Origin of the sequence: Aquabacterium parvum, assembly GCF_001447195.1 — a bacterium.
Taxonomy (GTDB): domain Bacteria; phylum Pseudomonadota; class Gammaproteobacteria; order Burkholderiales; family Burkholderiaceae_C; genus Aquabacterium; species Aquabacterium parvum.
Genome location: NZ_LFRI01000386.1, coordinates 86,955 through 98,959 on the forward strand (window position 1 = coordinate 86,955; position 12,005 = coordinate 98,959).

At 66.5% G+C, this 12,005-nt stretch carries 10 protein-coding genes; 3 read left to right on the plus strand and 7 right to left on the minus strand.

Going from position 1 to position 12,005, the window contains the following annotated elements:
• Positions 1–3: 3 nt before the first annotated feature.
• Positions 4–582, minus strand: coding sequence for an SET domain-containing protein (locus ABG80_RS14505; protein ID WP_083506131.1), 579 nt, complete (start codon positions 580–582; stop codon positions 4–6).
• A 140-nt stretch (positions 583–722) separates the two neighbouring features.
• On the opposite strand from ABG80_RS14505, the gene ABG80_RS14510 reads away from it, so the two are divergent.
• Both ABG80_RS14510 and ABG80_RS14515 read left to right on the plus strand, forming a co-directional pair.
• Positions 723–3,371, plus strand: coding sequence for a DNA topoisomerase III (locus tag ABG80_RS14510; protein WP_058088347.1), 2,649 nt, complete (start codon positions 723–725; stop codon positions 3,369–3,371).
• Positions 3,372–3,552: 181 nt separating this feature from the next.
• Entirely contained in the window at positions 3,553–5,049 is a 1,497-nt protein-coding gene (locus ABG80_RS14515) for an AMP nucleosidase (protein WP_058088348.1), read from the plus strand.
• A 142-nt stretch (positions 5,050–5,191) separates the two neighbouring features.
• On the opposite strand, the gene ABG80_RS14520 is transcribed toward ABG80_RS14515, so the two are convergent.
• On the minus strand, positions 5,192–5,536 hold the full coding sequence (locus ABG80_RS14520; RefSeq protein WP_058088349.1) for a HigA family addiction module antitoxin: 345 nt from the start codon (positions 5,534–5,536) through the stop codon (positions 5,192–5,194).
• Positions 5,537–5,683: 147 nt separating this feature from the next.
• Here ABG80_RS14520 and ABG80_RS14525 point away from each other — a divergent pair, with 147 nt between their 5' ends.
• The gene (locus ABG80_RS14525) at positions 5,684–6,478 is read left to right on the plus strand and encodes a Crp/Fnr family transcriptional regulator (RefSeq protein ID WP_058088350.1); all 795 of its coding nucleotides are present in this window, start codon (positions 5,684–5,686) and stop codon (positions 6,476–6,478) included.
• Positions 6,479–6,526: 48 nt separating this feature from the next.
• Here ABG80_RS14525 and purT read toward each other — a convergent pair whose 3' ends face one another.
• From purT to ABG80_RS14550, 5 genes are all read right to left on the minus strand, one after another.
• A complete protein-coding gene (gene purT, locus ABG80_RS14530) occupies positions 6,527–7,759 on the minus strand; it encodes a formate-dependent phosphoribosylglycinamide formyltransferase (protein ID WP_058088631.1) in 1,233 nt (410 codons plus the stop codon).
• A gap of 50 nt (positions 7,760–7,809) precedes the next feature.
• Positions 7,810–9,183, minus strand: coding sequence for a sensor histidine kinase (locus tag ABG80_RS14535; protein WP_058088351.1), 1,374 nt, complete (start codon positions 9,181–9,183; stop codon positions 7,810–7,812).
• Positions 9,180–10,067: a helix-turn-helix domain-containing protein gene (locus ABG80_RS14540; protein ID WP_058088352.1), complete on the minus strand. Its 888-nt coding sequence runs from the start codon at positions 10,065–10,067 to the stop codon at positions 9,180–9,182. The genes ABG80_RS14535 and ABG80_RS14540 overlap by 4 nt, the downstream gene beginning before the upstream one ends.
• Before the next feature lie 320 nt (positions 10,068–10,387).
• On the minus strand, positions 10,388–11,164 hold the full coding sequence (locus tag ABG80_RS14545; RefSeq protein WP_058088353.1) for an ABC transporter permease: 777 nt from the start codon (positions 11,162–11,164) through the stop codon (positions 10,388–10,390).
• A complete protein-coding gene (locus ABG80_RS14550; RefSeq protein ID WP_058088354.1) occupies positions 11,161–11,997 on the minus strand; it encodes an ABC transporter ATP-binding protein in 837 nt (278 codons plus the stop codon). Before ABG80_RS14550 ends, ABG80_RS14545 begins: the two co-directional genes overlap by 4 nt.
• Between the last annotated feature and the right edge of the window lie 8 nt (positions 11,998–12,005).

Here is a 12,005-nt window from a genome sequence, read left to right on the forward strand (position 1 = left end):
GCTTCAGCGGCCTCGGCCCTTGGGCGCCAGCATGGTGCCTCGGCAGCTCGCCGCACCGCACCAGCACGCGTATTCCTTCTTGAGCTTGGCGGTCATGCGCTCGTCGATGACCAGGCCGTAGTCGAAGAAGAGCTCTTCTTCGGGCTCGATGTCGCGCAGGGCCATCAGGAAGACACGCTTGCCCACCTGCTCGGCTTCGAGGTTGGGCTCGCAGCTGTGGTTGATCCACTTGGCCGAGTTGCCCTGGTGCTTGCCGTCGATGACATGGCCGTCGTCGAGGTGGAAGTAAAAGGTGTGGTTGGGCTGGCTGGGGTCGTGCGGGTGGCGGCGCAACGCTTCCTTCCAGGTGATGATCTCGCCCTTGTACTCCAGCACCTTGTCGCCGGCGCGCAGCGGGCGGATGGCGTAGACGCCCTTGCCGTGCACGCCCGATTCACGCACCTGGGTGCGGCGGCCGCTGCTGGGTGCTTCGGCGTGGGGGCGGGCAGTGCGCACAGCCGGGCCGTGTGACGATGAGGGGACCGGGGCCGACTTCGGTGAAGCTGGGGCGGAAGTCCGGGTTTTCTTGGCGGCTTGCGTCATCGGCCAGTTTGGGTACATTGAATTGGTGGGCGCGCGCGTGTGCGTGTGCGCACCCGTGTGCACGCATGTGTGTGCGCGCGAGAGGCCGATTGTAGTGACGAACCCGGCCAACCTTTTCGACAAGACATCAAACATCGCTCATGAGCAAAGCCCTGGTCATCGCAGAGAAGCCCTCCGTGGCCCAAGACATCGTCCGCGCCCTGACGCCCGTCGATGGCAAGTTCGAGAAGCACGACGAATACTTCGAGTCCGAGCACTACGTGGTCAGCTCGGCAGTCGGCCACCTGGTCGAGATCAAGGCCCCCGACGAGTTCGACGTCAAGCGCGGCAAGTGGAGCTTCAACAACCTGCCCGTCATCCCGCCGCACTTCGACCTCAACCCGATCGACAAGAGCAAGGGCAGGCTCAACGCCCTGGTCAAGCTCATCAAGCGCAAGGACGTCGAGACCCTGATCAACGCGTGTGACGCGGGGCGCGAGGGTGAACTGATCTTCCGCCTGATCGTGCAGTACGCGGCCGACAGCACGGCCACGACGCGCGCCAAGGGCCTGGGCAAGGGCGTCAAGCGCCTGTGGCTGCAGAGCATGACGCCTGCGGCCATCCGCGACGGCTTCGAGCAGCTGCGTTCCGATGAGCAGATGACGCCGCTGGCTTCGGCGGCACGTTGCCGCTCCGAAGCAGACTGGCTGGTGGGCATCAATGGCACGCGAGCCATGACGGCGTTCAACTCGCGCGATGGCGGGTTCTTTTTGACCACCGTGGGCCGGGTGCAGACGCCGACGCTGTCCATCGTGGTCGAGCGCGAAGAGAAGATCCGCAAGCACGTCTTCCGCGACTACTGGGAGGTGCGCGGCACCTTCGGCGCGCAGGCCGGCTCGTACGAAGGCAAGTGGTTCGATCCGAACTTCAAGAAGGACAAGAACGCTGCCGAAGGCTCGGCCGAGGCCGAGTTCAAGGCCGACCGCATCTGGTCGGCCGCCGAGGCGCAGGCGATTGCCGACGCGGTGCAGGGCAAGCAGGGCACGGTCACCGAAGAATCCAAGCCCAGCACGCAGGCCAGCCCGCTGCTGTATGACCTGACCACGTTGCAGCGCGAGGCCAACTCGCGCTTTGGTTTTTCTGCCAAGACCACGCTGGGCCTGGCCCAGGCTTTGTATGAAAAGCACAAGGTCCTGACCTACCCCCGTACCGACTCGCGCGCGCTGCCCGAGGACTACATCCCCGTGGTCAAGCAGACCATGGAGATGATCGCCGATGACGACCTGCCCGGGCCGCTGCGCGAGTTGTCGCAGCACGCGCGCAAGGCGGTCAACGACGGCTACGTCAAGCCGACCAAGCGCGTGTTCGACAACACCAAGGTGTCGGACCACTTCGCCATCATCCCGACGCTGCAGGCGCCGCGCAGCCTGACCGAGGCCGAGGCCAAGCTCTACGACATGGTGGTCAAGCGCTTCATCGCGGTGTTCTACCCCTCGGCCGAGTTCCAGGTCACCACGCGCATCACCAAGGTACCCGCCGCCGGCAAGGAACACTGCTTCCAGACCAACGGCAAGGTGCTGGTCAAGCCGGGCTGGCTGGCCGTCTATGGCAAGGAAGCGGCCGAAGAGGGCGATGACGCCCACCTGGTGCCCGTGGAAGCCGGCGAGTCGGTGGCCAACGAAGACATCGCGGTGTCGGCCCACAAGACCAAGCCGCCCGCCCGCTACACCGAAGCCACGCTGCTCAGCGCCATGGAAGGCGCCGGCAAGCTCATCGACGACGAAGAGCTAAAGGCCGCGATGCAGGAAAAGGGCCTGGGCACGCCAGCCACGCGCGCGGCCATCATCGAAGGCCTGCTGACCGAGAAGTACATGCTGCGCGAAGGCCGCGAGCTGATCCCCACGGCCAAGGCCTTCCAGCTGATGACGCTGCTGCGCGGCCTGGGCGTGGTCGAGCTGACCAAGCCCGAGCTGACCGGCAACTGGGAGCACCAGCTGTCGGAAATGGAGAAGGGCCGCCTGAGCCGCGAGGCCTTCATGGCCGAGATCGCCGCGATGACGCAGCGCGTGGTGCAAAAGGCCAAGGAGTACGACCGCGACACCATCCCTGGTGACTACGCGACCCTGAAGACGCCCTGCCCGAACTGCGGTGGCGTGGTGAAAGAAAACTACCGCCGCTACACCTGCACCGGCTCGGACGGCCAGGGCGAAGGCTGCGGCTTCAGCATGACCAAGATCCCCGCAGGCCGCAGCTTCGAGCTGGGCGAAGTCGAGACGCTGCTGAGCAAGCACAAGCTCGGCCCGCTGGAGGGCTTCCGCTCGAAGGCGGGTTGGCCCTTCACTGCTGAGCTCAAGATGGTCAAGGACGCCGAGCTCAACAACTGGAAGATGGAATTCGATTTCGGCGAAGACGCCAAGAAGGACGAAGAATCCGGCGAGGCGGTGGACTTCAGCAACGCGACCACGCTGGGCGCCTGCCCCAAGTGCGGCGGCAGCGTCTACGAGCATGGCGCGAACTACGTGTGCGAGCACACGCTGGGCGCGGGCAAGGCCAAGTGCGACTTCAAGAGCGGCAAGATCATCTTGCAGCAGGCGATCACGCCCGAGCAGTTCGGCAAGCTGCTGGAGACCGGCAAGACCGACCTGCTCGATGGCTTCGTGTCCAACAAGACGCGGCGCAAGTTCAAGGCCTTCCTGAGCTGGGACGTCAAGGCGGGCAAGGTGGGCTTCGAGTTCGAGCCTCGGGCGCCCAAGGCTCCGGCTGCCAAGAAGGCTTCCGCGAAGAAGGTGGCTGCCAAGAAGGCGGCTTGACATCGGTCGGGTGCGTGAGCGGGCGCACATCCGTGCACCGCTTGCTTCCCTGCCCGATGCGCGAGGGTGGCCAAAGCCCAGAACAAGGGGCCTGACGCGGCATGGATGCGACAGCGCCCCCCTGGCAATGGGCGCACAATGGTTTGCAAGCTGACTGCCGGCAGACTTGCCCAGACCTCACATGGCCGCCCCGAAGTTCACCACCCAGCGTTTCGACCAGGCCGACGCGGCCCTCGCGTACGTCACCCAGCTCTACGACACGAACATCGCGTACCTGCGAGACAGCTTGCAGCGCTTCGTGGCCGGCGAGAACTTCCGTCACCCGGTGCGCGCCAAGTACCCCTTCGTGCGCGTGCACACCGAAACCGTGGCCCGGGCCGATTCGCGCCTGTCCTACGGCTTTGTCGCGGGCCCTGGCACCTACGAGACCACGCTGACGCGGCCCGACCTCTACGCCGACTACTACCGCGACCAGTTCCAGCTGCTGCTGGACAACCACGGCGTGGCGCTGGAGATCGGCCTGGGTGGCGAGCCCATCCCTGTGCACTTCAGCCTGGACGAGCACCAGCACCTCGAAGGCCAGCTCACGCCCGAACGCCGCATGCTGCTGCCCGACTTCTTCGACCTGCCTGACCTGGCGCGCATGGACGACGGCATCGCCAACGGAACCTACGAAACGCGTGGCGGTTCGCGACCGCTGGCGCTGTTCACGGCGCCGCGCGTGGACTACTCGCTGCACCGCCTGCGTCACTACACCGGCACCACGCCCGCGCACTTCCAGAACTTCGTGCTGTTCACGAACTACCAGTTCTACATCGACGAGTTCGTGCGCATGGGCCACGAGCTGATGCAGCGCGCGCCCGACCCGGCCAACCCGCGTGACGACGACGACTGCATCGCCTTCGTCGAGCCAGGCAACGTGGTCACGCGGCGCGTGGGCCAGAGCGCCGAGCCGCTCGACGCCCTGGGTGCCGTGCCGCCGCGCCTGCCGCAGATGCCGGCCTATCACCTCATCAGGAAGGACCGCACGGGCGTGACGATGGTCAACATCGGCGTGGGCCCGGCCAATGCCAAGACCATCACCGACCACATCGCGGTGCTGCGCCCGCACGCCTGGATCATGCTGGGCCACTGCGCTGGCCTGCGCAATTCGCAACAGCTGGGCGACTACGTGCTGGCCCACGGCTATGTGCGCGAAGACCACGTGCTCGACGAAGACCTGCCGCTGTGGGTGCCGATCCCTCCGCTGGCCGAAATCCAGCTGGCGCTCGAGGGCGCTGTGGCCGAGGTGACCCAGCTGCACGGCTACGAGCTCAAGCGCATCATGCGCACGGGCACGGTCGCGTCGACCGACAACCGCAACTGGGAGCTGCTGCCCCAGCGCGAGCCCGAGCGGCGCTTCAGCCAGAGCCGCGCCGTGGCGCTGGACATGGAAAGCGCGACCATCGCGGCCAACGGTTTCCGATTCCGGGTGCCTTACGGCACGCTGCTGTGCGTGAGCGACAAGCCGCTGCATGGCGAGCTCAAGCTGCCGGGCATGGCCAATCAGTTCTATCGCGAGCGCGTGGACCAGCACCTGCGCATCGGGTTGTGCGCCATCGAGCGCTTGCGCAGCAATGTGCAGGGCCAGTTGCACAGCCGCAAGCTGCGCAGCTTCGCCGAAGTGGCCTTCCAGTGACCTGCCAAGGCAGGTGTCTGAGCGGGCGCAAGGAATGTTGAACGCCAATCAGTGATCGGCTGGCGTCTTACCCTTGTGGGGGGTGGGTCGGGCGGACGCAATCAGGCGAATCGGACACGCCTGTGTCCACCCGGGATGTGCTTCAGGCTGCCGCCAGCACCGGTGTGGAGGCCGCAGTGCCCGCCTTCGGGGGCAAGGATTGCAGCGTGGCGATCTCGCGGCGGATCTGTTCACCCGCTTGCTCTTCGGCCACGCGCAGGTCGTAGGCCGTTTGCAGGTCCATCCAGTACTGGGCGGTGGTGCCGAAGAATCGGGCCAGACGCAAGGCAGAATCGGGGCTGATGCCACGGCGCTCGCGCACGATGTCGTTCACGCGGGGGGCGGGCACGTGCAGGCGGATGGCCAGGCCACTCGCCGACAGGCCGTTGCGTTCCATGAACTGGGTGCGCAGGATGGCGCCGGGATGGACTGCTTGGCTCGAGCTCATAGGACGATGTGGGTTGTCGTGAACAATGTCCGAATCGTAGGACGTGTGCGGCCATGATATTGTCAACAAACAGACAGTTGTACGTGCCGCATCTAACCCATGTGGGGGGTGTCGCCCCTTGCTGCCTTATTTTTTGCCCGATGACACATGTCCCGTCGCGTTGACGCCACCCCAGCAGCCCTCCTGCCAGCCCTGCGCACCCACGTCTGGTTTGGCGCTTGTCCGACCGTCATGCAGGAGGCGCTGGTGGAGCGCGCCCGCTTGATTCACCTCGCCGCCGGGGAGCCGCTGCGCGACGACGCGCAGGACGGGCTGTGCTGCGTCATCGCCGGGGCCCTGTGCATGGGCTCGACCCACCCCGAGCACGGCACACAGCGCCTGACCTGGTATGTCGAGCCATATCACTGGTTCGGCGAGGTCAGCCTGATCGACCGCATCCCCCGGGGCATGGCGGCCGTGGCCGACACCGACAGCACCGTGATGAGCGTGCCCCGCTCGCTCATCGAGCCCTGGCTGGATGCCAACCCGGTCCATTGGCGCGACCTGGCTCGGCTGGCTTGCGGTCAGTTGAGGGTGGTCACGACCGCTTTGGAGGACAGCGCTTCGCTCACCCTGCAGCAACGTTTGTCGCGCAGGCTCTTGTTCGCGGCGGTGAACTACGGGCAAAGCGCCAAATCAGGGCTGCGCAGGCGCTTGCGGCTGCCCCAGGACTACCTGGCGCAGATGCTGGGGGTGTCGAGGCAGACGGTGAACAAGGCGCTGCGCGACCTCGAGCGTGAGCAGGTGCTGTCGCTGCACTACGCGGAAATCGAGCTGCTCTCGCTGGAAGGGTTGCTCGCCCGCGCGGGCCGGCTCGATGCGCAGTTGCGCTTCATGCTGGCGGGCACCGCCCCGATCCTGCTGGCCGCCCACAACGAAGCGCAGGCCGGCGGCGGGACTTGAGCTGCGCCAGTGTGGCCGTTCGGGGCGGTCCAGGGCGGTTCAGGGCCCTCAGCTGCGGGCGCGCACCGTCACCTTCGCTGCGGCCTCGCGAGCCTTGGCGCGTGCGCTGTCGACGTCGGTGCTGGTGGCCACGGCCACGCCCATGCGGCGCTTGACGAAGCTCTCGGGCTTGCCGAACAGGCGCAGGTCGGTGCCGGGCTCGGACAGGGCCTCGGCCACGCCTTCGAACCGCACGTCCTGCGTGTCGACGCCACCGTAGATCACGGCCGAAGCACCCACCTGGCGCAGCGTGGTGTCCACCGGCAGGCCCAGGATGGCGCGCGCGTGCAGCTCGAACTCGCTTTGCACCTGGGTGCTCAAGGTGACCAGGCCGGTGTCGTGCGGGCGAGGGCTGACCTCGCTGAACCACACCATGTCGCCCTTGACGAAGAGCTCCACACCAAAGAGGCCCTGACCGCCCAGGTTGTCGGTGACGGCCTTGGCGATCTCGCGTGAGCGCTGCAGCGCCACTTGTGACATGGGTTGGGGCTGCCAGCTCTCGACGTAGTCGCCGCTGACCTGCTTGTGACCGATGGGTTCGCAGAACTGGGTGACCACCTCGCCCAGCTGGGCACCCTGGCCGGCTGCGCGCACGGTCAGCTGCGTGATCTCGTAGTCGAAGTCGATGAAGCCTTCGACGATGACGCGACCATGGCTGACGCGGCCACCTTCCATCGCAAAAGCCCAGGCCTTGGCGACGTCGGCGGGGCCGTCGATCTTGCTTTGGCCCTTGCCCGATGAGCTCATCACCGGCTTGACGATGCAGGGGTAGCCGATGCCTGCGTCGATGGCGGCTTGCAGCTCGGCCAGCGAGTCGCAGAAACGATAGGGGCTGGTGGGCAGGCCGAGTGTTTCGGCGGCGAGGCGGCGGATGCCTTCGCGGTCCATGGTCAGGCGTGCAGCGCGCGCCGTGGGGATGACGCGCACGACACCAGCGGCCTCGAGCTCTTCGAGCACGGGCGTGGCGATGGCCTCGATCTCGGGCACGACGAGGTGGGGCTTTTCGGCTTCGATGAGGGCGCGCAATTGGGCCGCATCGCTCATCGTGATCGTGCGGCTGTGGTGCGCCACCTGCTGGCCCGGGGCGTTCTCGTAGCGGTCGACGGCGATGGTCTCGACGCCCAGGCGCTGCAGGGCGATCAGCACTTCTTTGCCCAGCTCACCCGAGCCCAGCAGCATGACGCGCAAGGCCGATGGCGACAGGGGGGTGCCGAGGGTGAGGGTCTGGACGGGGGTGCTCATGTTGGCCTGCAGGTGGGGGGGCGAGTGGGGTGGGTGGGGCGTGGCAGCGCTCATTGTGGCGCGGTCTGCGAGGGGCTTGCCTGTGGGCCCGATCCAGGTGTAGGGGGCGGAGGTTGCACGGGCAGCCTGACCAGGAAGCGCGAGCCTCGGTCCGGGGCGCTCTCAACGGCCATCTCGCCACCCAGGCGGTCGACCAGGCGGCGGACCACGGCCAAGCCCAGGCCGCTGCCTTCGGTGCGGGGGAGTTTGCGGTCTTCCAGGCGCACATAGGGCTCGAAGATGTGCGGCATGGCCTCGGTGGCGATGCCCACGCCGGTGTCGATCACCTCCAGCTCCAGCCACGAAGGCTGCAGCGGGGTGGCTGCATCGTGTGATTCGGACCGGGACGCCAGCCGCACGGTGATCTGGCCCTGAGGCGTGTACTTCAGGGCGTTGTTGAGCAGGTTGTCGAGCACCTGGCGCACCCTTTGGGGATCGATCTCGACCTCGCGCAAGTGGGGGCTGTCGTCGATCTCGACCACGAGGTTGAGTCCTTTGGCGCGGATGCGCGGCAGGTGCTCGTCGCAGATGTCTTCCACCAGGCTGGCCAGGTCGATCCACTCTGGCTGCAGGCGCCAAGCCGGGTTGTCCATGCGGGCGTACTCGGTCAGGTCGCGCAGGTGAGCGGTGAGCTGGTTGGCGATCTGGCGCAGGCGGTCGACGGCGCGCCGCTCGCCACCACCATGCACGCGCAAATCGAGCAGGTCGATGGAGCCCAGCATGCCTTGCAGCGGTGTGCGGATTTCGTGCGAGAGCATGGCCAGGAAGCGCTCGCGCGAGGTGTGCACCTCGACCTCGGCGCTGTTGAGCCGCGTGTGCAGCACGCTGACGTAAGACAGCGCCAGGATGAAGATCGGGTGGGTGATCAGCAGCATGAACCAGAAGTGCCCGATGTGGTCACCACCTGGTGCGCCATCGGCCCCATACAGCCACAGGTAGGACAAGGCGGTGGCGACGTAGGTCAACCAGCTCAGCCGCGCCGCGCCCCGCGTCATGGTGACGAAGGCACTCAGGTAGAGCAGGGGCATGAACTGCGCGTTGGAGGCCACCTCGTACAAGCCGTCCGGCCCGCCAGCTTCTGTGGTGGTGATCAGCGAGCCGATGAAATAGGTTGCCACCGAGGCATTGCACAGCGCCGCAGCCTGGTTGTGCCGGTGAGGGCGAAGCCAGATCACGAGACCGCCCAGCACCAACCCGGCGGCGATGATCGGCACGGCGACCGTTGCCCAGGCGCTGTTGAGGCCATGGGAGCCGTCGTACCACCACACCAGCATGCAGGCGATGGCCGACAGCGCGGCCAGCCACAGCGTGAGCCGCCGGCGCGTGGCTTGGAGGGCCGAGAAGGGCTCGGTCTCTTCCGGTGGCGGGACACGGTAGAGGCTCATGCCGCCGGCTTGAGCTGATCCAGGCTGTTCTGGATCGCGGCGGTGATCATGACCGGGCGGACCGGTTTTTCGAAGAAGGTGACGCGGTGGGTGCGCAGCAGCGCGGCCAGCGTGCTTTCGGATGCTTTGCCGTCGCGCAATTGCCCCGTCAAAAGGACAATGGGGGCGTCAGGTTGCTGACGCCGGATGCGCTCGACCATCGCCTGCGAGGTCTGGCCGCCTGAGAGCACGAGGTCGAGCACGTAAGCGTCGAAGCCTTGGGGCAGGTCTTGTTCCAGCGACTCGGCTCGGGTGTAGCCCTGCGCGAAGTAGCCGAGTTGCTCGAACCAGTCGACCAGCGCTTGAGCCGCCGATTCGTCGTCGTCGAGCACGGCGATGCGGGCGGCGGCCGGAGGCTCGGGTGGGGTGGTCTGCAGCAGCTCGACCAGGTGGCGCGTGCCGGTGGCACCGAGGGCGTCCAGGCGCGCGGCGGTGCCGACCAGCCAGCGTTCACCCACGCGGGTGGTCAGCAACGCCGAGGCTTCGCCCGAGGCAGGCGGGCAGATGGCGCCGGCGCGAACCTGGCAGGGCAACTCCAGGCCGTCGATGAGCAGCACGCCGGCTTGCCCCGGTGCGCCAGGGCCGTGCTCGGTGCCGAAAACCGCTTCGAGCGACTCGCCGTGGTGGCGGCACAAGGCCAGCACCTCGTTGAACAGCCAGACGGCGCCGCGCAGTTTGCGCCGGGCTTGGCTGACAGAAATCGCGCAAATTTGCGCGATTGCAGTGGCTTGGTGGCGTGGCGGGACCCCATGGCGCGACATCAGGCTGGCGACGCAGGCGGCCACCCACGAGCCGCTGGCGTCGTAGGGGATGCTGTCATCATCCTGTGAAAAAGAGGCGTCCATGGAGCGCAATCAATCGGGGAGAGTGGGGGCGAGTAGAGACCCGTCTCAAATCGTAACAACGGGTCATATTTGATCGTCCGTGCAATTATGCACGTTACAATCTGTCGGTGCGCTCGATCCGTGTCAACGGATTGTCCAACCAACATCACTCCGCGCCGCTCAGGGATTTCTTCACTCAAGCAGCGATGTCGTTTTGCGGCATCGCACAACCGCCGGTCTTGAGCCGGTGGTTGGTGCCGCAAGGCTTTACCAAACCACCCCCCGGGGTGGTTTGTTTTTGGTGGGTGCCGAGGGCGTGTTGACAGGGGCTCGGCAAGGACTCAATGCCCCTGGCTGCCGCGGTGGGCCCAAACGGTGGTGCGCTTCTTGATGACCGAGAACAACTCGTACATCACCATGGCCATGGCGCCCACGACCACGAGGCCGCCAAAGGCCAGCCCCATCTGCATGGACGAGCCAGCGCTGATGAGCAGGTAGCCGATGCCTTCGTTCGAGGCCGTCATCTCCGACACCGTGGTGCCGACGAAGGCCAGCGTGATGGCGACTTTCAGCGAGCCGTAGAAATAGGGCATGGAGCGCGGCAGGCCGACCTTCACCAGCACGTCCCAGCGCTTGGCGCCGAGCACGCGCAGCACGTCTTCGAGCTCGGGCTCCAGCGTGGCCAGGCCGGTGGCGATGTTGACCGTGATCGGGAAGAAGCTGATGAGGAAGGCCGTGAGCACGGCCGGCCCCACACCGATGCCGAACCACACCACCAGGATCGGGATGAAGGCGGCTTTGGGCAAGGCGTTGAAGGCCGTCATCAAGGGGTAGATGGCCGCGTAGGCCAGGCGTGAGCTGCCGATCAGGAAGCCCAGCAGCACGCCCACCACGATCGCGATGCCAAAACCCACCATCGTCACCCACAGCGTGCGCCAGGCGTGCTTGAGGATCTCGGCGTGGAACTCCACCAGTTGCTCGGCGATGCGGGCCGGGCTGGGGAAGATGTACTCGCTGACGTTGAAGGCGCTGCAGACGGCCTGCCAGATCAGGATGACCAGCAGCAGCAGGCCCCAGGGGGCCCAGCGTTCGAGGTGCTTGGTGTGGCTCGTGCTCATTGGGCGATCTCCACGGGGGCGCCCAGCGTGGTGGGCTTGCGCAGCGCACCGATGTGGCCGCGCAGCTCGTGCACGACGGCGGTGAACTCGGGGGTGTAGGTGACTTCGAGGTCGCGCGGGCGGGGCAGTTCGGCCTCGCTGATTTCTCGGCGCGCGAGGATGCGGCCCGGGCTCTTGCTCATCACGTAGACGGTGTCTGCCAGGAACACCGCTTCGCGCAGGTCGTGCGTGACGAGGATGACGTTGAAGCCGCGCGCGGCCTGCAGGTCGCGCAGCGCGCACCAGAGTTCTTCGCGCGTGAAGGCGTCGAGCGCGCCGAAGGGCTCGTCGAGCAGCAGCATCTGCGGCTCGTGGATGAGGGCGCGGCAGATGGAGGCGCGCTGCTGCATGCCTCCGGAGAGCTGCCAGGGGAACTTGTCCTCGTAGCCGCCCAGGCCGACGCTTTGCAGCAGGGCGCGCGCCTTGGCTTCGTACTCGGCGCGCTTGGCCTTGAAGGTGGAGCGGTAGGGCTCGACGATCTCCAGCGGCAGCAGCACGTTGTCGACCGTGGTGCGCCAGGGCAGCAGCGACGGGGCCTGGAAGGCCATGCCGGTGATCTTCAAGGGGCCGGTCACGGGCTGGCCGGCGATGGTCACCTTGCCTTTGGAAGGCATCTTCAGCCCGGTGGTGAGCTTCATGAAGGTGGACTTGCCGCAGCCCGAAGGCCCGACGATGGCGACGAATTCGCCCTGGCGCATGGTCAGGCTCAGGTCTTCGACGGCGAACTGCCCATTGGTGAGCAGCTCGTCGTTGTAGGCCAGCCAGACGCCCTGGAAGTCGACGTAGGCATCCATGGTGTGGT

Bases quoted from the DNA above. Each gene is read 5' to 3' on its own strand.
- ABG80_RS14505 (WP_083506131.1), bottom strand. From the start codon at position 582: ATGACGCAAGCCGCCAAGAAAACCCGGACTTCCGCCCCAGCTTCACCG.
- ABG80_RS14510 (WP_058088347.1), top strand. From the start codon at position 723: ATGAGCAAAGCCCTGGTCATCGCAGAGAAGCCCTCCGTGGCCCAAGAC.
- ABG80_RS14515 (WP_058088348.1), top strand. From the start codon at position 3,553: ATGGCCGCCCCGAAGTTCACCACCCAGCGTTTCGACCAGGCCGACGCG.
- ABG80_RS14520 (WP_058088349.1), bottom strand. From the start codon at position 5,536: ATGAGCTCGAGCCAAGCAGTCCATCCCGGCGCCATCCTGCGCACCCAG.
- ABG80_RS14525 (WP_058088350.1), top strand. From the start codon at position 5,684: ATGTCCCGTCGCGTTGACGCCACCCCAGCAGCCCTCCTGCCAGCCCTG.
- purT (WP_058088631.1), bottom strand. From the start codon at position 7,759: ATGAGCACCCCCGTCCAGACCCTCACCCTCGGCACCCCCCTGTCGCCA.
- ABG80_RS14535 (WP_058088351.1), bottom strand. From the start codon at position 9,183: ATGAGCCTCTACCGTGTCCCGCCACCGGAAGAGACCGAGCCCTTCTCG.
- ABG80_RS14540 (WP_058088352.1), bottom strand. From the start codon at position 10,067: ATGGACGCCTCTTTTTCACAGGATGATGACAGCATCCCCTACGACGCC.
- ABG80_RS14545 (WP_058088353.1), bottom strand. From the start codon at position 11,164: ATGAGCACGAGCCACACCAAGCACCTCGAACGCTGGGCCCCCTGGGGC.
- ABG80_RS14550 (WP_058088354.1), bottom strand. From the start codon at position 11,997: ATGGATGCCTACGTCGACTTCCAGGGCGTCTGGCTGGCCTACAACGAC.